Source organism: Burkholderia sp. BCC0044, assembly GCF_902832955.1.
Lineage (GTDB): Bacteria > Pseudomonadota > Gammaproteobacteria > Burkholderiales > Burkholderiaceae > Burkholderia.
On sequence record NZ_CADFDO010000003.1, the window covers coordinates 502,649 to 528,020 of the forward strand.

Consider the following 25,372-nt stretch of genomic DNA (forward strand, 5'->3'; position numbering starts at 1 on the left):
TGAATGCCGGACGTCCCATTAATAGGGATGCCTGCCCAAATGTTGACGCACGCCGCGCCACGGCTCTAACGTTCGCTCCAATGCCATTCGATTCGGCCGCCTCGTTCGCGAGCGCCGGCCGGCGCATAGAACACAGGAGACGACCGTGGCCCAATCCGCGTCACGCACCCATGCCAACCCACCGGAGCGGCCCTTCGCGCATACGGGTACCTCATCCGAATCCGCCACCCGCGCGACCGCAGCCGCGGCCCCAGCCGCGCCGCCGAGCCGCAAGCGGCTGCTCATCCTCGCGCTGCTGTTCGTCACGGTCGTGATCAACTATCTCGACCGCAGCAACCTGTCGATCGCGGCGCCCGAGCTGTTCAAGGAACTGCACATCGATCCGGTTCGCGCGGGCCTCGTGTTCTCCGCGTTCGGCTGGACCTATGCGCTGATGCAGATTCCGGGCGGCTGGCTCGTCGACAAGGTGTCGCCGCGCGTGCTGTATGCGGGCGCGCTCGCGCTGTGGTCGGCCGCGACGCTGCTGCTCGGTTTCGCCGGCTCGTTCGTCGGGCTGATCGTGCTGCGCCTCGCGGTCGGCGCACTGGAAGCGCCGGCCTATCCGATCAACAACCGCGTGGTGACGACGTGGTTCCCGACCCGCGAACGCGCAAGCGCGATCGGCGGCTACACGTCGGGCCAGTTCGTCGGCCTCGCGTTCCTCACGCCGGTGCTCGCGTGGCTGCAGGTGCATCTCGGCTGGCACATGGTGTTCGTCGCGACCGGCCTCGCCGGCATCGCATGGGCCGCAATCTGGTATGCGGTGTATCGCGAGCCGCGCGCGTTGCGCGGCGTCAATGCGGCCGAAATCGCGCTGATCCGCGACGGCGGCGGGCTCGTCGATCTCGAGGACCGCGTCGCGGCGCGCAGCGAACGCGCACCGTCGACGTGGCGCGACCTCGGCGTCGTGCTCGGCCGGCGCAAGCTATGGGGAATCTACCTCGGCCAGTTCGCGCTGAATTCGACGCTGTGGTTCTTCCTCACGTGGTTCCCGACCTACCTCGTCAAGTATCGCGGGATGGACTTCATCAAGTCGGGCTTCCTCGCGTCGCTGCCGTTCCTCGCCGCGTTCGTCGGCGTGCTGTGCTCGGGCGTGCTGTCGGACTGGTTGATGCGGCGCGGCGCATCGCAAGGATTCGCGCGCAAGCTGCCGATCATCTCGGGGCTGCTGATCTCGACCTGCATCATCGGCGCGAACTACGTGAGCTCCACCGGCTGGGTGATCGCGTTCATGACGATCGCGTTCTTCGGCAACGGCTTCGCGTCGATCACGTGGTCGCTCGTGTCGGGGCTCGCGCCCGCGCGGCTGCTCGGCCTCACGGGCGGCGTGTTCAACCTGATCGGCAACCTGTCCGCGATCGCGACGCCGATCGTGATCGGGCTGCTGGTCGACGGCGCGGACTTCTCGCGCGCGATCACCTACATCGCCGCGATGGCGCTCGCCGGCAGCCTGTCGTATGGGCTACTCGTCGGCAAGGTCGAGCGCCTCGACGCGTAGACGCACCAGGGCGGCACACTGGCGCCGCCCTGCTTGACCGCTGCCCCGCGCGGCGTCGTCACAACCGCCGAAACCCGTCACATGCGAGGCCGTGAGGATGGCCGGCTGCGTAGTCGGGCGCACCTGTATCGGTATCGATGCCGACGGTGCGCAGGTCGGCGCGCCCATGCGTGCGCCCGGCGCCAGGATGTCCCTGATCCGGCTGGTCATCGGAATCGCTTGTTGCTCGATTGAAAAAGGCGCAGGCGCAGTGACTCGTTTACACTTCCCCGGTATGCCCTCTTCGGGGTGACACGCGACGTTCTACGGAGCGAACGGATGGGCCTTTCGATGGCCACCCAACACATGCTTTTTTCGCATCAACGGAACGCGCGTCACGGGCGGAACAGGCCCTTCGGAACCGCATGCTGCTCAACGTGAACTCCTTCCACCGCGACGACGATCGCTTCAACGTGTCGTTCAAGGCATTGGGCGAGCTGATCGAAACGGTCGGCACGCCGCACTTCGTGCCGCGCCTCACGCAACTGCTGAACGACATCGTGCCGCTCGACGTCGCGCACGTCGAACGCTCGCGCGTCGATGGCACGATGCCCACAGGCTATCGTTGCGAATGGATCGGCAGCAGCGGCATCGGCGCCGCGTCTACCGAAATCTCCGACGTGATGACGCTCTACTACGAGCGCTTTCTCGACAGCGACCCGCTGTTCGCGGGGCTGCGCGGCAAGACGGGCACGATGCTCGTCGTGCGCGACATCGCGGCGATCCCGCCCGGCGAATTCCGCCAGCGGCTGTTCGACGACGTGCATATCGGGCATGAATGCGTGCTCGCACGCGGCACCCGCTATTCGCAGCATTCGATCGCGCTGGAGCGCGGCCGCGACCGACCGCCGTTCACGCTCGCCGAGATGAACCGCTTCCGCAGCATCAGCGACATGCTGTTTCCGCTGCTCGAACTGCATGCGTCGACCACCGCCGCGCGGCGCATCGCGCACGCGACGCCCGACGTCCATCCGCTTGCACAATTCGATGCGCGTCTCGCGGCCGACGGCGTGAAGCTGTCGAAGCGCGAATACGAAACCTGCAAGCATCTGCTCTCCGGCAAGACCGTGCCGGAAACCGCCGGGATTCTCGGCGTGCGCGTCGCGTCGGCCGAGTCGTACGTGAAGCGCGCATTCGCGAAGCTCGGCGTGCGCACGAAGCGCGAACTCGCCGCGTGGGGTTCGGCCACCGCCGCACTCCCCGCCGCCGGATCGCCCGACGGCGGCGCACCGCCGGCCATTCCGCGCTGACCGGAGCCGCTGCGTCGGCGTCCCGGTCCAATGAACGAAGCAAGGACAAGGACGCGATTCGGCGCGCATCATCGCGCCAACGATCGCATCACGGATACCATCACGCCTTCCCGCCGAACACAGGACACCGACCCATGGATCAAGCCGAACACGTCAGCATCGAACCGGCGATCGCGCTTGCCACCGACGAACTGGACGAATGCGATTTCTCGTTCGACATCGCGTGGGAATTGAATGCGCCGTATCAGGACTTGCTCGATCTTCGCGCGCTGCCGCCGCGGCGCAAGGACTACGGCTTCGATCCGGCCGGCTGGGCGAGCGAAGCGTCGGGCCGAACGGCGCTCTTTCGCGCGACGGCCGGCGAACGGCTCGCCGGATTCGTCGCGATCGAGGAAAGCTGGAACGGCATGGCCGAGATCGCGGAACTGGCCGTCGACCGCCACTGCCGGCGCCAGGGTATCGGGCAGCTCCTGCTCGCGGCCGCGGAAGCGTGGGCGCGCAGCTACGGGTTCGGCTTCATGCGGCTCGAAACGCAGGCGAACAACGTCGCGGCCTGCTCGACGTATGCGCGCGCGGGCTTCGCGCTCGGCGGCCACGACCGCTTCCTGTACGCCGGTGGCGAGCATGCCGGGGAAGTCGCACTGTTCTGGTACAAGGACCTGCGCGACGGGCAGACCGCGCGAAGCCGCACGGTCGACCCGGCATCGGTGCAGCCGGTGCGCTGACGCACGGCCATCGGTCCGATCCATGCCGCGTCGTTGCCGCGTTACTTGCGCGTCGCCACGATGAACAGGCGCGGAAACGGCAGCAACACCGTGCCGTCGTCCTGCTCCGGATAACCGTTCGGCCCGGCCAGCGCGTCGCGATAGCGCGCGAGGAACGCGCGCTGTTCGGTGTCGTCGAGCGCCGCGAGAAATGGCCGCAACGCGCTGCCCTTGAACCATTCGACGACCGCATCCGCGCCGCCGCGCAGCGGGTGGTAATAGGTCGTGCGCCACACGTCCACGCGCGAACACAGCGGCGCGAGTAGCGCATGGTAATAGCGCGCATCGAACCGCTCGGTGCGCGCCGCGCCTTTCAGCTTGTCGGCCCACGGCCCGGCCGCGGCGACTTCGCGCATCAGCCGGTGCGCCGGTTCGTCGAGATTGTCGGGCATCTGCACCGCGAGATGGCCCCCTCGTGCGAGGCGGCCGACGAGCATCGGGAACAGCGTGTCGTGCGCGGGCACCCATTGCAGCACCGCGTTCGACAGGATCAGGTCGTAGCCGCCCGGATCGTCCCAAGTGGTGACATCGGCAAGGTCGAAACGCAGCGCCGGCAGGCGCTTGCGTGCGGCCGCGATCATGTCCGCCGACGCGTCGATCCCGTGGATCGTCGCGTCCGGTGCGCGTGCGATCAACGCTTCCGTCGAATTGCCCGGCCCGCAACCGATATCGATCGCGGTGTGGATCGGCGTGTTCGGCACGGCGGCCAGCAGGTCGCGCACCGGGCGCGTGCGTTCGTCCTCGAACTGCACGTACTGGGTCGCGTATTGATCGAGCGGGGTCGTCACGATGGGTCTCCTTGTCGGCAGGGTAGCGGCGGCGCATCCGCGCACGGGATGCAACGGGCCGTCGATGCAGCGCATTCTGCGACTGCGCCAAACCTCAGTAAAATGAATTTAATATCGTGATTGATTCAAAATTCTAATGAAGATCGATACGCTCGGTGTCCAGGCTTTCGTCGCGATCGCCGACGGCGGCAGCTTCCGGCAGGCAGCCGATACGCTGCACGTCACGCAAACGGCGATCACGCAGCGGCTGCGCAAGCTCGAAGCGTATCTCGGCGTCGCGCTGGTCGAGCGCACGACGCGCCGCACCACGCTGACCGAGATCGGCCGGCGTTTCCTGCCGCAGGCGCGTCGGCTGCTGAACGAACTGTCCGACGCGCTGACCGAAATCCGCGAGACGGGCCTGAGCCAGCGCGGCGACGTCACGATCGCGTGCGTGCCGACGGTCGGCGTGCAGTACCTGCCGCGTATCCTGCGCGCGTTCTCCGGGCGCCGGCCGCACGATCGCGTGAAGATTCTCGATCACGCGTCGGCGTCGGTGCTGCAGGCCGTGCTGCGGCGCGAAGCGGAATTCGGCATCAGCATCGCCGGCGACCAGCACCCGGAACTCGTCAGCGTGCCGCTCACGCACGATCCTTACGTACTTGTGTGCCGCGACGATCATCCGCTCGCGAAGCGGCGGCGCATCCGCTGGGCGGCGCTGCAGCCGCATCCGCTGATCTTCGCCGGCGAAGTGAGCGGCAATCGCGGGCTGCTCGATGGCGCGCTGAAAACGAGCGGCGTGTCGCTGCATTCGTTCTACGAGGTGCAGCGCAGTTCAACGGCGCTCGGGCTCGTCGCGGAAGGGCTCGGCGCGGCCGTCGTGCCGAAGCTCGCAATCCAGAAGAACGCGTATCCGATGATCCGCACGATCGAGCTCGTCGAGCCGTCGGTGTCGCGCACGCTCGTGCTTGTCATGCGGCGGAACGCGCAACTGTCGCCCGCCGCGCGGGCACTGTACGACATGATCGTCGAGCGGGCCGCGCCTGGGCGGTGATCGGTGAGCGATGCGGGGCTAACGGGGCGTCATGAGATGACAGGAAGCGGCCCGTTGCCGCGCCTTCCCGCTCAGAGCACCTTGACCAAGAACACGCGCGCCGCGCCTTCCGGCTCGCACGGCACTTCACCGAACGTCTCGTAACCGTGCTTCCGGTAGAAGTCGGGCGCCTGGAACGAGATCGTGTACAGCACCGCACGCGCGCAACCGCGCCGCTTCGCTTCCGCTTCGGCCTCGCGCAGCAGCCGGCTGCCGAAGCCGCCGCCGCGCAGCGATTCGGGCAAATAGAACAGGTCGATAAAGAACAGGCCGAGCGACGTGCGGCCGGTGAGGCCACCCAATACCTCGCCGGTCGCGGGATCGGTCACGTAGACGTCGAGCGCGGCCGTATCGGCGCGCCCCGTCATCGCGTGGTTGAATTCGCCGAGCTTGCGGCTGATGAAGTCGCGGGCGGCCGGCTGCTCGGTGTCGGTCAGTTGAAGGGTGACGTCGGGATGGGCTGTCATCGAGGCGAACGCGTACGTGGATAGGCCGCCGGGCGTGCGGCGCCCGCGGCGGGCGTCGCACGACTATAGCGCGTCAGGCCACAACGATCACAGCGAACTGATCGCGCCACCTCGCGTTCAGTTCCTTCCCGCGCCGGTACACGTCGATCCCGCGTCCCGCGCGGACATCCGGCGTTTCACTCGAACGGAACGCGCGTCAGTTGTACCCGAGAATCGCCACCGCCGCGACCTCCGGCCGATCGAGCGTATTCCCGACGAGCGACGTCATCGGTTCCTGCAGCACGGCCTGATACGACGTCACGCGCGCCGCTTCAGGCGCACCGGCATCGTCCTGTGCCGGCTCGTCGAACGCGGCATCGAAACCGCTGTAAAAACTCGCTTGATTCTGCGAAAAAGTCATCTCCACTCCTTTCCTTGATTATGTTTTTGATGGTCTAACCGACCTGCTTCAACGCTGCTACCTGCGCAGTCGCGCCGTCATGTGCCGCCTCCGACCGCGCAAGCTGCGCACGCGTGCGCCGCGTGATGTGAATTACAGCGAACACGACCGGCGCGATCAGCAGCCCTTCCGCCAGTTCGGGATCGACCGGCAGGTTCATCACGTGCAGTGCCTTGAACGCCGCCGTCGCGAGCGACAGCACGTAGTACGAAATGGCGGCCACCGAGAGCCCTTCGACCGCGTGCTGCAAATGAAGCTGGTTGCGCGCGGTGCGCTCCATGCCGGCCAGCAGCCGCGTCACGTCCTTTTCCTGCGCGAGATTCACGCGGGTGCGCAGCAGGTCGACCGCACGCGCGATCCGCGCGGCGATCTGCTCGTGGCGTGCCCACACACTGCGGCAGGTTTCCATCGCCGGCGCGAAGCGCCGCTCCATGAATTCGGCGATCGTCGGCATCCCTTCGATACGCTCCTCGCGCAACTCGTGGATGCGCGCCAGCACGAGTTTTTCGTACGCGCGCGACGCACTGAAGCGCGCCCCCGATCCCGACAACGATTCGACCCGCACCGCGAGATGCGTGAGCTTGACGAGCAGCGCGGCGTCGTCGCCGTCGGCGCCGCTCGCGTCCATCCGCTGCATCAACGCATGCAGCGCCGCGTGGATCTCGTCGAGCTCGCGGCTCATCCGGCGCGCGACGGGCAGCGCAAGCAGCGCCATCATCCGGTACGTTTCGATTTCGTACAGACGCTGCAACAGGCGGCCGCCTTGCTCCTCGCGGAAATCCTCGTCCACGACGAGAAAGCGCATGAAGCCATCGTCGCGCACGTGCCAGTCGCAGAACACCTTGCCGCCGCCGAGCACGCGGCTGCCGACGAGTGCCGGCCCGTCGATCCAGCGCCGCAGGTCGCCGCACACGAGCCGCGCGGCGTCGCCCGACAGCAGCTCCATCCGCACCGCGACGAAGCGGATGCCGGCCAGCCGCGCGAACCACGCGGCAGGAATGCCGTCGATCGCGAGATCGTCGAAATAGCCGGTGTCGCGACGCGGCGCGACGAACGTGAAGGTCGAGAATTCGGTGTGGCGCTCCCACTTCAGGTGCCAGCCGCACGGCGACTGCACCGCGTAGTGCGTCGCGCCTTCGTGCGGCGCGTCGATGCCGGTATCGCGGCACAGCGCGTGCAGCAGCGTTTCGTGGATGTCGGGCTGGCCGTCCGCATAGATCGCGTAATGCGTGAGCGACACGGCTTCGGCGAGCCGCAGGAACGGCCGGGCATGCAATTCCGCGGCCAGTGCGGCGCGCAACGGATGGTCCATCATCGATTCACCACGCTTTCCTGTTCAATCCGCACGCCGGACCGGCCGGCCAACCGCCGCGCCGCCCTCGGGCGAAACGCCAGCGTGATCGCACTATGGCAGACACACAGCAACAATAAAAACGCATAATGCTGATCGTTACGTTCAGTTTTCCTGATACCTATGAAGATGCTCGATCACGACGTGCTGGCCACCGTCGTCGCCGTCGCGGAAACCGGCAACATGACCCGCGCCGCCGAAGCCGTGAACCGCTCGCAGTCGGCCGTGAGCATGCAGATCAAGAGCCTGGAGGATGCGATCGGCCGGCCGCTGTTCGTACGCAAGCCGCGCAGCATCGTGCTGACGCGCGAGGGCGAGGTGCTGCTGGGATTCGCCAGACGAATGCTGGCGCTGCGCGACGAGGCATGGGCGGCGGTGGTGCGGCCGGAAGTGACCGGCAAGGTCGTGATCGGCGTGCCGGACGACTATGCGTCGTCGCTGCTGCCGTCGGTGCTGAAGAAATTCTCCGCGACCTACCCGAAGGTCGAGATCCAGGTGATGGGGCTGCCGAGCAGCGCGCTCGCGCCGCTGATCAAGGAGGGCACCGTCGATCTCGTGTGCGGGACGCGCATCAAGGGGCTCACCGGCGACTTCATCCGCCACGAGCCGATGGCGTGGGCCGCGATGACGAACGGGCCGCGCGTCTGGGAGGAACGGCCGCTGCCGATCGCGGTGTTCATGCCGGGCAGCGTTGCGCGCGAGAACGCGATCCGCAGCCTCGAACGCGCGAAAGTGCCGTACCGCACGTCGTATGAAAGCCCGAGCCTGCTCGGGCTGCTCAGCATGGTCGAGGCCGGCCTCGCGGTCGCGCCGCTCGCCCGCTGCGCGATCCCCGCGCAACTGTCGATGCTCGGCCGCTCGCACGGGCTGCCCGACCTGCCGCCGCTCGAGCTGATCCTCGCGCGCAGCACGAAGTCGAAACGGCCGCCGTGCGACTTCCTCGCGGAACAGTTGATGGAAGACCTGCAGCGGCAGACCGGGCAGACCGGCGACGCGTGAGCCCGCCGGCGCACGCTCGTCGCGGCGTCACCGATGGCCGGTCGTGCCATGTCCGGCCGCGAGCAACGCTGCATTGACGATGGCCGCCACCGTATCGACGAGCGCTTCCAGCGTGTCGCCGTGTACGTGGCGCCCCGCGGGCGAAACGTGCTCGCTGCGCCGGCCGCCCCACTGCGAGCCGGCCGTGACCGACAGCGTCGCGCTGAACCGGTGGCCGTGCCGCCGGCCGAAGACGCCGATCCGCCGCTCGGCGACGTAAGCCTGTTCGGGAAGAAACAATCGAATCTCGACCGCCACTTGATCGGGGTCGGCCGCGCACGCGTCCGCATCGAACGCCGGCGCGAATACTTTGACGATGCGAAACGTCACGTGGGAATCCCACGCGGCGAGCGGCCCGCCGGCCGCATCGACGCGTTCGGCGTCGACCGACCACTGATGGCGATCGGGCACGCGAATCGCCTGGCGCAGCAGCACGTCCGCCGCGCGAACCGTCACCGTCAACTGCCGGGCAAGCTGCCTGCCCGACGGCAACGCCGCGGTATGCGCGCGACGGGCAGCCGGGCGCGCAATACGCACTTCTTCCGTAAGGTACATAGGCCCTCCCTGTTCAGGGGTAGCGCCGCGTTCGACGCAGCGCACAAACGTCCACCGTCACCGGCCGCGAAACAACACGGCGGCCGGCGAAATCAGCAGCGGATTAGCCGAGCAATCGCCGTTCCCGGTTCAGCGGACGATGAGGCAATGGCAGGCGCGGCCGGGGCAACGGGAACAGCGGAACGGGTCAGATGCGCCGGCGCACGACCGGCGGCCGGCGGGATCGAGTTGGGGGGGAAGGAATGATGGAAGGTCATGGCGCGGACGGAAGCCGTCCCGGCTGTTCGACACGTCCCCAGCTTAGAAGCGCCCGTATAAACGCCGTGCAAAAAAACGGGTCGGTCGTGCAAAAAACGGCAGGCGAGCGCCTGGATCGCGCCCCGTGCGCCGCGCATGCGGTGTCGGGGCTGTCGTGATGGGCACACGCATGCTTCAAATACGGCTACCGTCGCGCCCGATACACCGTCGGTCCTCCACTCGCCTGCGCCACCGCAACGAAAAGTCTTCGACGTGGGGCCGATCGACCGATCGAAGAGCACGCTGAGCGTCATCTCGATAGCCGACGCCGAGGCGCGTTGTCGCCGGGAAACGCTTCTGCACTTCGGGTTGGATCCGGACCTGTAACGCGTCGAAACCACGCGCAGCCCCTGCCCGCAGCCGCGGTAACGACGAAGGCCGCACGCGTGCCCCGTCAACCATGACAGGTCAGCAGCCGGCGATCCGCCGATACACTGTGGCCCATTCCGACGGCCGCAATCGACCTCATCTCCGGTGCCGGCCGTCGCTTCGATTCGCACGGGCCTTCCTCCCGCTTCCCGCCGGCCCCGCACACCTCCCACCCGCTTTCCAAGGAGCTGCACTTGAAGCACTGGCGTTACGCGCTGTTCGCCTTCGCCGGCCTCGTGGCCGCCGCGTCCGCTCACGCTCATCCCGTCTGCACCGTCGTCGCCGACGCCACTACCGGCAACGTGCTCGTGCAGCAGGGCGACTGCACGACCCGCGTCACGCCGGCATCGACGTTCAAGGTCGCCATCAGCCTGATGGGCTTCGATGCGGGCGTGCTGAAGGACGAGCACGCACCCACGCTCGACTTCCACGCCGGCTACCCCGACTGGGGCGGCGCGCCGTGGCGCGAACCGACCGACCCGGCGCGCTGGATGAAGCTGTCGATCTTCTGGTATTCCGAGCAGGTCGCGCAGACGCTCGGGCAGGCACGCTTCCAGCAGTACACGAGCGCGTTCGGCTACGGCAACGCCGACGTCAGCAGCAAAGAAGGTGAACTCCCCGGCATGATGGGCGCGTGGGTCAATTCGTCGTTACGGATCTCGCCGCTCGAACAGATCGCGTTCATGCGCAAGATCGTACAGCGGACGCTGCCCGTCAGCGCGCACGCATACGACATGACCGCTCGCATCACGCTGCTCGATGCGCAACCGGGCGGCTGGACGGTGCACGGCAAGACCGGCACCGGCTCGCCGGGCATCAAGTACGACGCGGCACACGCGTACGGCTGGTTCGTCGGCTGGGCGACGAAGGGGCCGCGCACGCTGGTGTTCGCGAACCTGATCCAGGACGACGAGCGGCAGACGCCAAATGCGGGCCTGCGCTCGCGCGACACGTTCGTCGCGGCGCTGCCGGCGCTCGCCGAGCCGGCGGCCCCGCCGCAATGAGCGCCGGCCCGCGCAACGCACGGATCGACCTGCTGCGCGGCGTGTCGATCCTGCTCGTCCTGCTGCACCATTTCAACATCGCGTATCCGCTGCGCGACACCGCGCTCGCACACGTACTCGGCTGGGACACGATCCATGCGATCGTGCGCAACGGCAACTACGGCGTGACGATGTTCTTCGCGATCTCGGGCTACCTGATCACGTCGAACGCGCGCCGCCGCTGGGGCAGCCTCGGCGCGCTCGACGTGCGCGCGTTCTACGTGTCGCGCATTGCGCGGATCGTCCCGTGCCTGCTTCTGCTGCTCGCGCTCGTCAACGGCCTCGCGGCGGCCGGCGTGCCGATCTTCACGAACCATGCGCCGCAGGGCATCGCGGTGTCGTACTGGCTCGTGAATCTGGCGTCGCTCACGTTCTGGATGAACGTGCTGATCGGTGCGTACGGATGGGTCAACTACGCGCTCGGCGTGCTGTGGTCGCTGTCGGTCGAAGAGGTGTTCTACCTGTCGTTTCCGCTGCTGTGCATCGCGCTGCGTCGCGACACGCGGCTGTTCGCGTTCTGGTTGCTGATTGCCGCGATCGGTCCCGTGTACCGCTACACGCATCCGGGCGACGAAGGCGGCTTCCTGTACGCGTACTTCGCATGCTTCGACGGCATCGCGATCGGCTGCTGCACCGCGCTGCTCGCCGAACGCGCGCGCTGGCACGTGCTCGCGGCCGCGCCCGTGCAATGGCTCGCGGCGACGGCGATGACTGTGCTCTATCTCGCGTGGCCGATCGCGGAAAGCCATGTGCTCGGCGTATCGGCAATGGCGCTCGGCACGGCCGTGCTGCTGATCGGCGCGCATGCCGAACGCACACCCGCTCACGGCCGCATGCTCGCGCCGCTACGCTGGGGCGGCCGGCTCAGCTACGAGCTGTATCTGTTTCATTTGATCGTGCTCGGCACGCTGCGCACGTTCTGGCCGCCGTCTGCCACGCATGGCGACGGCAAGCTGGCGCTGCTCGTCGCGTATCTGGTGTTGTCGGCAGCATTGAGCGCGGTCATCGCACGCGGCTATGCGACGCCGCTCGATCGCCTCATCAAGCGCGTCGCATTGCGGCCTGCGGCGCAGGTAACGGACAGCGCGCGCGTCTAGCTTCTCCACGTGGCCGCGAGCAAAGCAGAAACCGGCCACGGTTCGGCCGTATCGCAAACACGATGCAGAAATCCCAAGTGACGGCAAGATGAAGGGAGACCGCAAGGATCGGTATGGCCGCTGAGATGACCGGATGCGGCGCCGCGCGCTGGCGCCCCGCACGGCCGGCATCAGCCGACGTATGCTGCGGCGCAACGCACGGTCACGATGCGCGCGGGCGGCAGATTGGCCCACACGATCCGGCTGTCGCACGCGACGAATCCCGAATCGCCCAGCGGGTGACGGCCGGGCGGCCGTAAGTCATATGTGAATTGAATCATCACGCCGTTGGCCGACAGCACGCGCCGGCACTGCGCGACGATCGCCGTCACGTCCTCACGCGGGAGCGTGCGCAGCGGCAGGCACGACACGATCGCGTCAACCGCGGCACCCGGCGGCAGCAGCCGCTCGAGCTGCCGCGCGTCGCCCGACACGATCGAGATACCCGGAAAGCGCCGCCGAAGATGCTGCACGAACGCCGGCGAGCGCTCGACCACGACGAGACGCCGGGGCGCGATACCGCGTTCGAGCAACGCCGCGGTGATCGCGCCGGTGCCGCCGCCGAGTTCGACGACCAGCCCGTCGCCGTCCGGCACCGCGTCGGCCATCTCGCGCGCCAGATGCCGCGAACTCGGACACAACGCGCCCACCGCGGCCGGCCGGCCGACCCACTCGCGCACGAACAGTGCAGAGACACGCCACGCGTTCGGCCACATCATCGGCGGGCCTCCGGCGCTTGTGCGGTCAGCGGCGACGTGCCGATGACCGCGCGGAACAGGGTTACGGCGACACGGGCAAGGTTCATGCGCATCCTCCTGGGCAAATCGGTCCGCCGCTGGACGCGCGACGGTCCATCGATTCTAGGAAACGCAAACTTAAGGCGACGTGAAGATTGACCCTGATTTGCCTGACCAATTCGTGCCGGATCAGCCATCAGGTTCACGATCAACGATCGACGCGCTGCTGCAAGCGCAAACGGGATAACGCTCGCCGACGATCCGGATTTGCTGCGGCGCCGGCTCGATCGCGATGGGGCCGTCGGCTGTCGGGTCCCTGACGGCCGAAATGGGGACAGGATCTCGACGCGCGACGTCTCTCGCCCGCGAACCGCCATCCGCCCGCCGCGTCGAGGTTGTTCGTCGAAGCCGCGTGCGACTGGGCGGCATCGCCGGGGGGCCGTAAACCGCGCGCCATGCTCGCTGCACGGCGCGCGACATGCCCTCACCGCAAGTTGGTTCTCGCCAGCTCGACGATCTCGTCACCGCGCCCGCTGAGGATCGCGCGCAGCATGAACAGGCTGAAGCCCTTCGCATGCGCGAGCTCGATCTTCGGCGGCATCGCGAGCTCGTACTTCGACGTGACGACGTCGACCACCGCCGGCCCGTCATGCGCGAACGCCGTGCGCAACGCGTGCTCGACGTTCTCCGAATGCTCGACGCGCACGCTGAAAATACCGGCGCCCTTCGCGATCGCCGCGAAGTCGGTCGGGCTCAGGTCGACGTTCGTGTCGAGATAGCCGGCCGCCTTCAGCTCCATCGACACGAAACCGAGCAGGCTGTTGTTGTACACGACGATCTTGATCGGCAGCTTGAGCTGGCGCGCGCTCAGCAGGTCGCCAAGCAGCATCGACAGCCCGCCGTCGCCGGACAGCGACACGACCTGCCGCCCCGGATGCGCGCCCTGCGCGCCGAGCGCCTGCGGCATCGCATTCGCCATCGAGCCGTGATTGAACGAGCCGTGCAGTTGCCGCTTGCCGTTCATCGTCAGGTAGCGCGCGGCCCACAGCGTCGGCGTGCCGACGTCGGCCGTGAAGATCGCATCCTCCGCCGCGACTTCGTCGACGATCTTCGTCAGGTACTGCGGATGGATCGCGCGGCCCGGCGGCTCGGCCACCGCGAGATCGTCGAGCCCCTTGCGCGCGGCCGCGTAGTGCTTCAGCGCATTCTCGAGGAAGCGCCGCTGCGTCTTGCGCGTGAGCCGCGGCAGCAGCGCCGCGATCGTTTCCTTCACGGTGCCGACGAGCCCGAGCGCGAGCGGTGCGCGATGGCCGAGCTGCGAGCCTTTCCAGTCGATCTGCGCGATCTTCGCATTCGCCGGATAGAACGGCCGGTACGGGAAATCCGTGCCGAGCATCAGCAGCGTGTCGCACGACTCCATCGCGTGATAGCCGGAGCTGAACCCGATCAGCCCCGTCATCCCGACGTCGAACGGGTTGTCCCATTCGACGAACTGCTTGCCGCGCAGCGCATGCACGACCGGCGCGCCGAGCGTGTCGGCCAGCGCGACCACTTCGTCGTGCGCGCCCTGCGTGCCGCTGCCGCACAGCAGCGTGACCGCGTCGGACCCGTTGAGCAGCGCCGCGAGCCGGTCGAGGTCGGCATCGGCCGGCAGGATCGACGGCGGCGCCGATTCGCTCCACGCCGGCGCTTCGTCGGGGCCGTCGCCGAGCGCGATGTCGCCCGGCAGCACGATCACCGCGACGCCACGCTCGTCGATCGCGGTGCGCATCGCGCGCGCCAGCACGCGCGGGAACTGCGACGCGTTCGTCACGAGCTCCGCGAAATGGCTGCACTCGCGGAACAGCTCCTGCGGATGGGTTTCCTGGAAGTAGCCGAGGCCGATCTCGGTCGACGGAATGTGCGCGGCGATCGCGAGCACCGGCTGGTGATTGCGGTGGCAGTCGTACAGCCCGTTGATCAGGTGCAGGTTGCCGGGGCCGCAACTGCCTGCGCATACGGCGAGCCGCCCGGTCGACGCGGCGTCCGCTCCGGCCGCGAACGCGGCGCTTTCCTCGTGCCGCGTATGCATCCAGCGGATCGAGCCGATCTGGCTCAAGCTGAACGACAGGCCGTTCAGGCTGTCGCCCGTCACGCCCCAGATGCGCTCGACGCCTGCTGCCGCCAGCGTCTTCGCCAGGTATTCCGCCATCGTCTGTCTTGCCATAATGTCCTCGCTCGTTGATCGGTCGTCATACGATTGATTCGGCTCCGGCAGCTGCTGCCTTTGCCGATGACGGGACGAGCATACGCGATCACGCCGAATGGTGTCGTGACGGTGCGAGCGGGATGCGTGGCAGCGCGGCGGCCGTGCCGGCGGGTCGCTTTCTCCGCGAAGTCAGGCAAGCGTCGCCGCTGCCGCCCGAGCGCCCGCCCGGTTGCCGGCGGCGCCTGCGCTACACCGGCAGCGCATGCATCGACAGGATCTCCTTGAGCATCATGAACGAGCGCACCTGCCGCGCGCCGGGCAGGTACAGCAGTTGCTTCTACGAAGGGAAATCGATGCGCGGGATGATCGGCAAGGTGCCGCGCGGGGAATTCGAGCCGGGGTCGAAGGTGCTGTACGCGCATCCCGGCGGGGTGCTTATAGCGGATTTCTCGGGAGGGTTGATTTCGCACCTCGCCCGACCGTCGGGGCATATGCGAGTTGATATCACCTCGCCCGGGCACGGCCTACCGCAATACCTCCATCTCGACGTCGCCGTAATACATCGTCCGGTCGGTCACGTCGGAGGGCCGCGTCTTCCACCACCATTTGTAGAGACCGATCTTGAAGTAAGCCTGGCGTTCGTTCGGAAACGCGTTGGGTACGCCCGTCGCATGCACGACGCGTTCGCCGTTCCGAAACACCTCGGTCAGCGCGTCGATTCCGCGATCGTCCGGGCGATACCGCAGCACCCATCGGACCAATCTCCCCCTGTCCGCCGACGGGTCGCCGAACGCAAACGACCGGCTCGGCGTACCCGGCGCGCCACGCACGTCGACTTCGTATGTCCCGGCGTTCAGCAGCAACGCGAATGGCGGTGATCCGTCGTTGCTGCCCTGATGCAACTGCGCGATGAGTTCCGGCTGTCGAGCATCGAACCGATAATCGGCGGGAATCACCGTCGACCAGCGCACTTCGTAGTCGCGTCCGTTGACGAAACGAAACACCGGAAAGAAGCTGACCTCCGAACGCGGCGTTCCGCTCGCCACGCCGCTGAAATTCTGCGAGCGCCTCATCATCACCCTCAACAGCGGGCCGCGAATCCCGGAAATGCCGCCGGTCGCAATGTTCTGCGGCGCCGGCACCTGCAGACGAAGCCGCGAATCGATGCCGCGCGCCCAGTCCGATCGATAGAAGTGCGTTCCCTCAGGCAAGCCGTCGTGCGGGCCTGCCTGACACGCCGATGCGACAAGGCATGCGGCAAGCACGACGCTACTGCGCATTGACCGCTCCCTTTCGTCGAAACAACCGCGACACATATGCGCCCGTCAGCATCATCAGGAACCGGCTGTTGGTCGACAGATAGCGTTGCCACATCCGTCCCGGTTCCTGGATCACGCGGAACGCCCACTCCAGGCCGCTGCGCTGCATCCACAGCGGTGCCCGCCTCACCTTCCCGGCCACCACGTCGAACGTCCCGCCTACGCCCATCACGAAATCGACGCCCAATTGCGATTTCCAGCGATTGATGAAATTCTCCTTGCGCGGCGACGTGATCGCGACGAACAGCAACCGTGCGCCAGACTGGCGGATGTCGTCCACGACTGCCTGTTCGTCGTTCCAGAAATAGCCGTGGTGATATCCCGCGATCGGCAACCGCGGATACCGCGCCGCCGTCACCGCGACAACCCGCTCCACGACTTCCTGCGTCGCGCCGAGCAGATAGACCGGCAGCCCTTTCGTTTCGGCCAGTGCCAGCAAGCGCTGAAAAAGATCCACGCCGGCGACGCGCTCCGGCACCGGGATACCGAGCAGCCGCGCGCCCCAGACCACGCCCATGCCGTCGGCGTTGACGATGTCGCATGCGCGAACCGACTCGGCAAGCTCAACATCGCGCTGCAAATGAACGACCTTCGCGACGTTGACGACCACGTGCTGCGTGAATTCCCGCTTCGCCACTCTCGCCCCGATCCAATCGACCGTCTCGTTCATCGACATCAGATCGATCGGGCATGAAAAGAATTCGGCACGGTTCATTGCATGGCCTCGTTGTCCCGTTTTTCGGTAGCCTGCACCGCGCGGGCGAATCGCGGCGGCCGGCAAAGCGACGCATACAGCGCCTCCAACTTCGCGGACACATCGGCGGAGAAGTACCCGAGCGCCGCGAGCCGCTCACGACCGTTGGATCGCGTGCCGGCCTTCAACACATCCGCAAGCTCGTTCGTCAGCCGGCCCGCGTCGTGGTCGAACACGACCATGCCAGGCGACACGCCGTCGAGCAGTTGCCGCACGTTGCCGACATCGACCGATACCACCGGCAGATTGACCGCCATTGCCTCCTTGACCGATTGCGGCGACCCTTCGCGGGTCGACGTCATCAGTAGGCACGCGGCACGCGCCAGCAGGTTGCACACCTCGTCGCGCTCGAGGCCGTCGATATGTCGCTCCTGCACCCGGATGCCATGCTGTTCCGACAGTTCCCGGAGCACTTGTGCAAACAGCGGATAGTTCTTTTCCGGGCGTTGCGCGGAAGACGGAAACACGACGATCGGCAACGCGGATTCAACACGCGCATCGGCACCGTGCTCGACGAATACCGTCTCGTTGACCGCGCACGGAATCGTCTCGCAGCGCCGGCACAGCCGGATCAAACGCGATGAAATCTCCGCACTCACGCCAATGCACGCGTGCGCGAAGCAGGCCATCGCCTTCGACACCGCCCGCATCCACAGCGGGCCGAGAATGTCGGTACCGTGGAACGTGATGACGATTCGCGCTCGCGTAAGCAAGCGAACCAGCGGCGCGGAGCACGCGCTCAGGCCGAAGTGGTAATGCACGATGTCGTATCGTCCCGCGCGCACCGCCTTCCAGACCTGCCCGATCGATCGCAGGTATTCGCCCTTGTCGCGATACCCTTCGATGACGAGCACGTCGACCGTGCAGGCGCCCGAACGCCGGAGCGCCTCGACCTGCTCGGTCACGAACGCGCCTTGCCACGGGCTCGCGCGGTTGCTGCCGACGTACATGTTCGTGACGACGAGAATTTTCATGAGCGAACCTCCATCGCACCGTTGCGAGACGCGCGGCCGGCCCCCGACCGCCCCCATGAAAACGCGTACATGGCCAGCAGTGCGGCAAATACGTAAGACGGCGACACAAACGCCATCGAGAAGATGTTGTCGAAACAGAACGCGCCGACGATGTAGAACCACACGGTCGGCTTGCGCCGCGCCTGCCCGTAAGCGACCACGAACACGAGCCACGCGATCGCGCCGAACACGCCCATCTCGACAAACAGGTGCGGATAGAACGTGTCGGTGGTCTTCAACAGGCCGCCGAGCCCGTACCAGTCGAAGTGATAAAGCGGATAGAGCGGCGACGAGAATTTCACCGAGGCCGGCCCCCCGAAGCTGCCCAGCCCCTCGCCGAGCAGATTGCCGTTGCGGATCGACTCGAACATCACGCGATAGGATTCGGCGCGCGCCGAATTGCCCGCGACGACATAAAACAGGATTTTCGCCATGCCGATCTTCAACAGCGAATCGAGCGCGCCCATCGCCATCAGCACGAGGATCGCGCCCGCCATGCCGGCCGCGGCCAGCCAGGCGCGTACGTCCCTGACGTTCCTCACGAACGGATAGAACGCCAGCGCCGCGAACAGCTTGAATGAGAAGCCGAGCAACCCGAAGAACAGGAAGCCCCACGACGCCATCGCCGCGCGGCGGCCGGACCAGTACCAGCGACACAGCAGGAATGCGCAGAGATTGATGAAGCTGAATTCCGAGAAGAATCCCATCCATCCCTGGGCGCGCAGGAACAGTCCGGAGTCGATCCGGACCGGCATGAACAGCGGCAGCCCGCTCGCGTACGAAGCATAGAAGTACAACTGGAACAGATCGTTGCTGACGACCACGCCGATGAACGTCCTGACCAGCACGTCGAGCCGATCGCGGTACGGGAAGATCGCCACCGTTATCGCAACCGGAAAGAGGAAGCGGACGAGTTCCTCGACGCCCGCCGCCGCGTTGAACGACAACAGCATCCCGATGCAAAGCGACACCGCGACAGGACACGCAACGACGGCCAGCCGGTGAAAGCGCGGACGCAGCAGGATCGCCGCGAACACCAGCGCGAACGCGCCCATCTTGACGGTCTGCGAGCGATCGTCGTCGAGCGTGAGCAACGTATCGCTGACGCAGAAGACGAAGTACGCCAGCGCCAGCAGGCCAGCGCCCAGGTCGGCGACCCGTGAGCGACGACCCGCCATCGTCGGGACTCGAATCGCGACGTTCATCGGCGCACTCCCGACGCGACCGGAACGTCCTCGGCGCTGATCGATGCCGCATACGCCGAACACACCCCCCGCGCATGCAAGACCACGATCCCGTTCCGAATCAGCGTGACAACCACGGCCGACACGAGCATGCAGAAGAAGCCGGCTTTGCCGCCGATCGCGATGCTGCCACCGAGCAGCGCGATGAACAGCGTCGACGTACCGACGTTGATCCGCGCGGTGGCGGCACTCTTCTCGAACGCCATCATCACGTTACTGCCGACCACGCCAAGCACCCCGGCCGCGCACTGAATCGCCAGCAATGCGCCGCCCGCGAGCGCCATGTATGCACCGTCGTCGTCGAACCCGTGGCGATAAGTCAGCCCCCCCACCACCGCCAGATTCACCACCAGCACGACCAGATTCGACAGATCGATGTTGCGCCGCATCGCGCCCAGCGTCGTATCGAGCGGCGCCTTGTCCTTCTTCCGCTTCACGAGATCGGGCAACTGCGCGATCGAGATGGCGCGCGGCAGCAGGTTGCCGACCGCCGTCACCGACGCGAACAGCGACAGCATCCCCGCGAACGACGCGCCGCACATCGCCTTGGCCGCCGGCACAATCACCAGCGTGATGCCACCGGACAGGAAATTGGTCAGCCCGAACTGCAGCCCCTTCATGTCGAGATGCGTCGAGAACGCACCACGCGCCGGCACACCGATCGCGACGAGCATCGTGACAGCCACAGCGATCAACACGACCGCCAGGCACAGCGACGCGGAATAGCCGTGACGCGTGCCGACCTGGAGCATCGCGCACGAACCCGCGATCAACAGGCAATCGAACACGATCGTGATCCGGTAGCGACGAGTCGACACGAAGAAATGTCGCGCGAGCTGATACACGGTCCAGCCCCACATCAGCGCGACCACGCCGCCGAGATCGAACGCGACGAGGCCGGTCACGGACACCAGCACGCACGCAAGCGTGGCGGCCACTGTCGTCCATCCCGCCATCGACACCAGCGAATAGAACGCGTCGCACGCCGCCTGCCTCCCGTCACTCGCCGGAACACGCACCAGGATCAGCGTCGCCCAGCCGATGGCGGTGAAGAAGCCGATCATCTGCGCGATCGACAGGTTGGACGCCGCATGCCCGAGTTCGTCCAGCGAATAGATCCGCTGGATGACCCAGAACGTCAGTACGCGATACAGGCCGGGCGCGCCCGTGCAGACGAGCGCCTCGAGACGGCCCAGCAGCTTTCCGGCATCGGCGTTCCGCATCATGACTCGCGCATCCCGCCCGTTACGCGCGCGCCAGCACGCCGCGCGTGTCGATCACGACCTTGGTCTGCAGCCGCATCGGGTCCATGCGACGGAACGGCGCGTGATCGACGAGGATGACGATCACGTCGGCTTCGGCGAGCGCGGTATGCAGATCGCACAGCCGCGCCTTCGCGTCGAGCGACGCCGGCAGCACGTCGACGTTCGGCTCGACGACCAGCAACATCGCGTCGGTATGCTCGGCCAGCGCCTCGACGATCTTCATCGCCGGGCTCTCGCGCAGATCGTCGATATCGGCCTTGAACGCCAAGCCGAGACACGCGATCACCGGCTCGCGGAACCGGCTCGCCGCGTGCCGCACGCGCTCGACCACGAAATGAGGCTTGTCGTCGTTCACATGGCGCGCGGTGCGGATCAGCCGCGCGTGCTCCGGCGCCGAATCGACGATGAACCACGGATCGACCGCGATGCAATGCCCGCCGACGCCCGGCCCCGGCTGCAGCACGCTGACGCGCGGATGGCGGTTCGCCAGCCGGATCAGTTCCCACACGTTGATGTCGAGCTGGTCGCAGATCACCGACAGCTCGTTCGCAAACGCGATATTCACGTCGCGGAATGCGTTCTCGGTGAGCTTGCACATTTCGGCCGTGCGCGCATCGGTCAGGATGCATTCGCCACGCACGAACACCGCATACAGCTCCTGCGCGCGCGTACCGCACTTGCGCGTCATCCCGCCGATCACGCGGTCGTTCTCCACGAGTTCACGCACCACGTGGCCCGGCAGCACGCGCTCCGGGCAATGCGCGATCCGGATGTCCGAACGCTCGCCGGCCTGCTGCGGGAACGTCAGGTCCGGGCGTTGCGCGGCCAGCCACGTCGCCATCCGTTCGGTCGCGCCGACCGGCGAAGTGGACTCCAGCACGACCAGGTCGCCCTTCTTCAACACCGGCGCGATCGACCGGCACGCTGCCTCGATGTAGCTCAGGTCAGGCTTGTTGCCGTCGGTAAATGGCGTGGGCACCGCGATCAGGAACGCATCGGCCGGCTCGGGCGTCGTCGTCGCACGCAGGTGGCCCTGCGTCACGGCCGCATGCACGAGCATATCGAGTTCGGGTTCGACGATGTGGATCCGGCCGCGATTGATCGTATCGACCGCATGCTGCGACACGTCGACGCCGATCACGCTTTTGCGACGTGCGGCAAAGGCCGCTGCGGTAGGCAGGCCGATATAGCCCAGCCCGATGACGGAAACGGTTTCGAATGACATGAATGAGGTTCTCCAGACGTCAGGGAATTCAGCAGAGCGAGCCGGCCAGATAGGCCGGCCCCTGCGTCAATGTCGGGGGCGACACGAGCAGATCGGCGATTCGCCCGCTCGCGCGGCCGTCGCCGTACGGGTTGTGCGCGCGGCTCATCGCACGATAGGCGCGGCCGTCCTCCCACAGCTCGACCACCGCGCCGACCAGCCGCTCGACCTCGGTGCCGACCAGCCGCACCGTGCCGGCGGAGACGGCTTCCGGCCGCTCGGTGGTGTCGCGCATCACGAGCACCGGCTTGCCGAGCGACGGCGCTTCTTCCTGGATCCCGCCGGAATCGGTCAGGATCAGCCATGCGCGGCCCATCAGATAGACGAACGGCAAATATTCCTGCGGCTCGATCAGCACGACGTTGTCGATGTCGCCGAGCAGCCGCATGACGGGTTCTCGCACGTTCGGATTCAGATGCATCGGATAGACGATGCGGCACTCCGGATAGCGCTTCGCGATCGTCGCGATCGCCTCGCAGATCTGCTCGAAGCCGCGACCGAAGTTCTCACGACGATGGCCGGTGACGAGAATCATGCGTCGCGCATCGTCGACGAACGGGAACCGCTCGCGCATCTGCTGCACCAGCACCCGGTCGCGCGTCAGGCGTTGGGTGACCGTCAGCAACGCGTCGATCACCGTGTTGCCGGTCACGTGGACCCGGCCGGCCTCGACGCCTTCGGCGAGCAGGTTCGCGCGCGACGTTTCGGTCGGCGCGAAGTGATGCAGCGCGAGCGCGCCCGTCACCCGGCGGTTCGCCTCCTCCGGCCACGGCGAATACAGGTTGCCGGTACGCAGGCCGGCTTCCACGTGCCCGACCGGGATGCGCCGGTAGTAAGCCGCGAGCGTCGCGCCGAGCGTGGTGGTGGTATCGCCGTGCACGAGCACGAGATCGGGCCGGAACGCCTCCAGCACCGGGTCGAGCGCATTGAGGATGTGCCCGGTCAGGCCACCGAGCGTCTGCCCGGCGCGCATCAGGTCGAGATCGACATCCGGCACGATGCCGAACAGGTCGAGCACCTGGTCCAGCATCTGGCGATGCTGGGCGGTCACGCAGACGCCGCAGCGCACGCCTTTGCGCGCCCGCAACGCATGGACGAGCGGCGCCATCTTGATGGCTTCCGGACGGGTGCCGAAAGTAACGAGAATGTTTTCGTAGCGGTGGGTCATCGGATTCTCCGTCGGCGGATCACGCGCGATCTGGCGCGGTGGGCGAATCGGCGCCGTCATACGCATAAGCGCCGTAGTTGCCGTACTGTGCGGAGCGCAGCCCCGGCCGGAAGCCGTTGAACACGACGGCCGTCGTGCGCACGCCAACGCGCTCGATCCGTTTCGCCGATTCGAGCAGCTCGCCCGTGGTCGTCACACCGGAGCGCGCGACGAACAGGATCGTGTCCGCTTGCGCGGCCAGCACGGTTGCGTCCGTCACCGGCAACAACGGCGGCGCGTCGAGCAGTACGACGCCGTAATCGCGACCCACGTGCGTCAGCAATGCCGCCAGCCGATCGGCCGACAGCAGCTCGACCGGCCGGTCGGAACGCGGCCCAGCCGGCAGCAGATCAACGTTCGGCGCGATGTCGCGCACGATGGCGTCGTCGACTGCCACGCCGCCGCGAAGAAGGGTCGACAGGCCGATATCCGGGCGCACGCCGAAGCGCTTCGCCAGCTCCCCGCGTCGCAGGTCGCCATCGACCAGCAACACGCGCTGGCCCGACTGTCCGAGCAACGCGGCGACGTTGGCCGACACGAACGATTTCCCGACGCCCGCGGAAGGCCCCGTGATCAGCACGCGGTTGCCGTCGGGCCAGTCCATCAACTGGAACCGCAGCGCCGTGCACAGGCTGTGCAGCGCCTCCACCGCCGGTTCGTTCGGCCGTGCCAGCGACAGGATCGGCGCGCCGCCATGCGCGGCGACGGCGCGCTGCGCGAGCCGGCGCTGGGCGGCGCTGTGCGGAATCGTCGCCATCACGTTCAGGCCCGTGTCGCGCTCGATCTCGGCCGGATCGGTAACGCGCCCGAACAGCACCGCGCGGCCGATGACGCCGCACGTACCGAGCACGAGGCCCACCAGCGCGGCAATCACCGTGACCAGTATCGGCTTCGGCCGCACGGGCTCGTCCGGTACGATCGCGCGATCGATCACGCGGACGTTGCCGATCTTGCTGGCGGTCGCGACGCGAAGCTGCTGGATGCTGTTCAGCAGGCCGACGTAGATCTCGGTTTGCACGGTCACGTCGCGGCGCAGCCGTACGACGTTGCGCTGCGCGTCAGGCAAGCGCCGGATCGCCTCGTTGACCGTCCCGATCTGCGCGCGGGCCGCGGCGATCTGTCGGTCGACCGCGGTGAGCTCCGGGTGCGCCGGCGTCAACGTCGACGCGAGCGCGAGCCGCTTCTGCTCGAGTTCGAACAGCGACGTCTGCACGGCCGTCGATTGCGTCAGCATCGCCTTCGCCTGTTCGGTCAGATCGACGATTTCATGGCGGGCCTGGTACGCATTGAGACGATCCTCCGCCGTACGCAACTGACGCTCCACCGTCGGCACCTGATCGCTCAGGAACGCCAGCGACTTCTCGGCGGTCGCCGCCTTGCGGTTCGCGTTCTGCTGTACGTAGTTGTCGGCGATCCCGTTCAGCACGGCCGCCGCGCGCACCGGGTCATGGCTTTCGTACGACACGCCGATCACGCCGGACTGATCCTTGCCGCGATTCGCGATGGTCAGCTTCTTCTGTAGGTCGGTGAGCACGACCTGCTTCGACTCGGCCTTCACGACGAACTGCGCCCCGGCCGCGGCTTCGATGCCGGCGACCTGCAGCGTCACGTCGCCGGCGGCCGTCTTCACGCGCAGCGGCTCGCCGATCTCGCCTTCCACATCGTGGTCGAGATCGTTGCCGGACAGCCGGTAGCGACCGTCGCCCAGCAACGTGACGATGAACGGGTGTTCGTGGAAGTCGCGCGGCACGTCGAACGCGGTCACGTCGATGTGCTCCTTGCCCCAGACGAAGCCGCCGAGCCCGAACAGGCCGGGCGTCGACAGCCCGCGATTGAAGCGCGCGATCGCGGCCCCGATCACCGGCACGCGGCGCGGCCGCGCGTCGATATGCAGGCGCTGGCCGTCGACGACCGGTTCGGTCACGAGCCGCGAGCGCAGGATTTCCATTTCGCCGTCGTCGGTCGACTTCACGTCGAACAGCGCGCCGAGCCCGCCGACGAGCCCGCCTTCCGCCATGCTGCGCAGGTCGGAGCCGCCGCTTTCCACCTGCACGGCAATGTCGGCCTTGTAGACCGGCTTCGCGACGAGCGCATACGTGCCGCCGAGCGCGGTACACGCCGCGGTGACCGCGGCGATGCGGCCGGCGTGCGCGATCAGCACGTCGAGGATGCCTCGCACATCGAGCTCGTCGGCATCGGGTGCAGGGGGCCGACCTGGGGTGGTTACGTTCATCTG

22 protein-coding genes and 2 pseudogenes are annotated in these 25,372 nt (G+C 67.0%); 8 read left to right on the plus strand and 16 right to left on the minus strand.

Translation table 11 applies throughout. The features are described from left to right. Positions 1-145 precede the first annotated feature (145 nt). From HWX14_RS19295 to HWX14_RS19305, 3 genes are all read left to right on the plus strand, one after another. Positions 146-1,537, plus strand: coding sequence for an MFS transporter (locus HWX14_RS19295; protein ID WP_175884017.1), 1,392 nt, complete (start codon positions 146-148; stop codon positions 1,535-1,537). 404 nt (positions 1,538-1,941) lie between these two features. Further along, positions 1,942-2,826, plus strand: a complete 885-nt coding sequence (locus HWX14_RS19300; RefSeq protein WP_175884018.1) for a helix-turn-helix transcriptional regulator — start codon at positions 1,942-1,944, stop codon at positions 2,824-2,826. Between the two features lie 134 nt (positions 2,827-2,960). Next, the gene (locus HWX14_RS19305) at positions 2,961-3,551 is read left to right on the plus strand and encodes a GNAT family N-acetyltransferase (RefSeq protein WP_175884019.1); all 591 of its coding nucleotides are present in this window, start codon (positions 2,961-2,963) and stop codon (positions 3,549-3,551) included. A 41-nt stretch (positions 3,552-3,592) separates the two neighbouring features. Here HWX14_RS19305 and tam read toward each other — a convergent pair whose 3' ends face one another. Next, a complete protein-coding gene (gene tam / locus HWX14_RS19310; RefSeq protein ID WP_175884020.1) occupies positions 3,593-4,378 on the minus strand; it encodes a trans-aconitate 2-methyltransferase in 786 nt (261 codons plus the stop codon). Between the two features lie 136 nt (positions 4,379-4,514). On the opposite strand from tam, the gene HWX14_RS19315 reads away from it, so the two are divergent. Beyond that, complete coding sequence (locus tag HWX14_RS19315) at positions 4,515-5,411, plus strand: LysR family transcriptional regulator (protein ID WP_175884021.1); 897 nt, start codon at positions 4,515-4,517, stop codon at positions 5,409-5,411. Between the two features lie 71 nt (positions 5,412-5,482). On the opposite strand, the gene HWX14_RS19320 is transcribed toward HWX14_RS19315, so the two are convergent. The 3 genes from HWX14_RS19320 to HWX14_RS19330 form a co-directional block, all read right to left on the minus strand. After that, positions 5,483-5,917, minus strand: a complete 435-nt coding sequence (locus HWX14_RS19320; protein WP_175884022.1) for a GNAT family N-acetyltransferase — start codon at positions 5,915-5,917, stop codon at positions 5,483-5,485. A gap of 196 nt (positions 5,918-6,113) precedes the next feature. Continuing rightward, entirely contained in the window at positions 6,114-6,317 is a 204-nt protein-coding gene (locus HWX14_RS19325; protein WP_175884023.1) for a hypothetical protein, read from the minus strand. Positions 6,318-6,351: 34 nt separating this feature from the next. Continuing rightward, on the minus strand, positions 6,352-7,671 hold the full coding sequence (locus HWX14_RS19330) for a DUF3422 domain-containing protein (RefSeq protein ID WP_175884024.1): 1,320 nt from the start codon (positions 7,669-7,671) through the stop codon (positions 6,352-6,354). 159 nt (positions 7,672-7,830) lie between these two features. On the opposite strand from HWX14_RS19330, the gene HWX14_RS19335 reads away from it, so the two are divergent. Further along, a complete protein-coding gene (locus HWX14_RS19335) occupies positions 7,831-8,706 on the plus strand; it encodes a LysR family transcriptional regulator (RefSeq protein WP_027782171.1) in 876 nt (291 codons plus the stop codon). Between the two features lie 27 nt (positions 8,707-8,733). On the opposite strand, the gene HWX14_RS19340 is transcribed toward HWX14_RS19335, so the two are convergent. Then, positions 8,734-9,300: a hypothetical protein gene (locus tag HWX14_RS19340; RefSeq protein ID WP_175884025.1), complete on the minus strand. Its 567-nt coding sequence runs from the start codon at positions 9,298-9,300 to the stop codon at positions 8,734-8,736. An 860-nt stretch (positions 9,301-10,160) separates the two neighbouring features. Between HWX14_RS19340 and blaOXA the strand changes: the two genes are divergently transcribed. After that, on the plus strand, positions 10,161-10,970 hold the full coding sequence (gene blaOXA / locus HWX14_RS19345) for an OXA-1043 family class D beta-lactamase (protein WP_175884026.1): 810 nt from the start codon (positions 10,161-10,163) through the stop codon (positions 10,968-10,970). Then, positions 10,967-12,106, plus strand: coding sequence for an acyltransferase (locus tag HWX14_RS19350; protein ID WP_175884027.1), 1,140 nt, complete (start codon positions 10,967-10,969; stop codon positions 12,104-12,106). The genes blaOXA and HWX14_RS19350 overlap by 4 nt, the downstream gene beginning before the upstream one ends. Positions 12,107-12,276: 170 nt before the next feature. Here the strand turns inward: HWX14_RS19350 and HWX14_RS19355 are convergent, their stop codons facing one another. The 3 genes and pseudogenes from HWX14_RS19355 to HWX14_RS19365 all read right to left on the minus strand — a co-directional run. Then, positions 12,277-12,864, minus strand: coding sequence for a methyltransferase domain-containing protein (locus HWX14_RS19355; RefSeq protein WP_175884028.1), 588 nt, complete (start codon positions 12,862-12,864; stop codon positions 12,277-12,279). 502 nt (positions 12,865-13,366) lie between these two features. Then, positions 13,367-15,088, minus strand: a complete 1,722-nt coding sequence (gene poxB / locus HWX14_RS19360; RefSeq protein ID WP_175884029.1) for a ubiquinone-dependent pyruvate dehydrogenase — start codon at positions 15,086-15,088, stop codon at positions 13,367-13,369. A 229-nt stretch (positions 15,089-15,317) separates the two neighbouring features. Continuing rightward, positions 15,318-15,407, minus strand: a pseudogene (locus HWX14_RS19365) (Lrp/AsnC family transcriptional regulator); the annotation flags it as partial. A 1-nt stretch (position 15,408) separates the two neighbouring features. Here HWX14_RS19365 and HWX14_RS19370 point away from each other — a divergent pair. Further along, positions 15,409-15,501 (plus strand): annotated as a pseudogene (locus HWX14_RS19370) (1-aminocyclopropane-1-carboxylate deaminase); the annotation flags it as partial. Between the two features lie 93 nt (positions 15,502-15,594). Here HWX14_RS19370 and HWX14_RS19375 read toward each other — a convergent pair. Genes HWX14_RS19375 through HWX14_RS19410 form a run of 8 tightly spaced genes read right to left on the minus strand, consistent with a single transcriptional unit; the run spans position 15,595 to position 25,369 of the window. After that, complete coding sequence (locus HWX14_RS19375) at positions 15,595-16,350, minus strand: heparin lyase I family protein (RefSeq protein ID WP_175884030.1); 756 nt, start codon at positions 16,348-16,350, stop codon at positions 15,595-15,597. Beyond that, positions 16,340-17,170 (minus strand): WecB/TagA/CpsF family glycosyltransferase, encoded by an 831-nt coding sequence (locus HWX14_RS19380; protein WP_279611820.1) that lies wholly within the window; start codon positions 17,168-17,170, stop codon positions 16,340-16,342. The genes HWX14_RS19375 and HWX14_RS19380 overlap by 11 nt, the downstream gene beginning before the upstream one ends. Further along, the gene (locus tag HWX14_RS19385; protein WP_175884031.1) at positions 17,101-18,117 is read right to left on the minus strand and encodes a glycosyltransferase family 4 protein; all 1,017 of its coding nucleotides are present in this window, start codon (positions 18,115-18,117) and stop codon (positions 17,101-17,103) included. Before HWX14_RS19385 ends, HWX14_RS19380 begins: the two co-directional genes overlap by 70 nt. Continuing rightward, on the minus strand, positions 18,114-19,361 hold the full coding sequence (locus HWX14_RS19390) for a hypothetical protein (protein WP_175884032.1): 1,248 nt from the start codon (positions 19,359-19,361) through the stop codon (positions 18,114-18,116). The genes HWX14_RS19385 and HWX14_RS19390 overlap by 4 nt, the downstream gene beginning before the upstream one ends. After that, a complete protein-coding gene (locus HWX14_RS19395; protein WP_175884033.1) occupies positions 19,358-20,626 on the minus strand; it encodes a hypothetical protein in 1,269 nt (422 codons plus the stop codon). The genes HWX14_RS19390 and HWX14_RS19395 overlap by 4 nt, the downstream gene beginning before the upstream one ends. 19 nt (positions 20,627-20,645) lie before the next feature. Further along, positions 20,646-21,890 (minus strand): UDP-N-acetyl-D-mannosamine dehydrogenase, encoded by a 1,245-nt coding sequence (gene wecC / locus HWX14_RS19400; protein WP_175884034.1) that lies wholly within the window; start codon positions 21,888-21,890, stop codon positions 20,646-20,648. Positions 21,891-21,918: 28 nt separating this feature from the next. After that, the gene (gene wecB / locus HWX14_RS19405) at positions 21,919-23,097 is read right to left on the minus strand and encodes a UDP-N-acetylglucosamine 2-epimerase (non-hydrolyzing) (RefSeq protein WP_175884035.1); all 1,179 of its coding nucleotides are present in this window, start codon (positions 23,095-23,097) and stop codon (positions 21,919-21,921) included. Between the two features lie 19 nt (positions 23,098-23,116). After that, complete coding sequence (locus tag HWX14_RS19410) at positions 23,117-25,369, minus strand: polysaccharide biosynthesis tyrosine autokinase (protein ID WP_175884036.1); 2,253 nt, start codon at positions 25,367-25,369, stop codon at positions 23,117-23,119. Between the last annotated feature and the right edge of the window lie 3 nt (positions 25,370-25,372).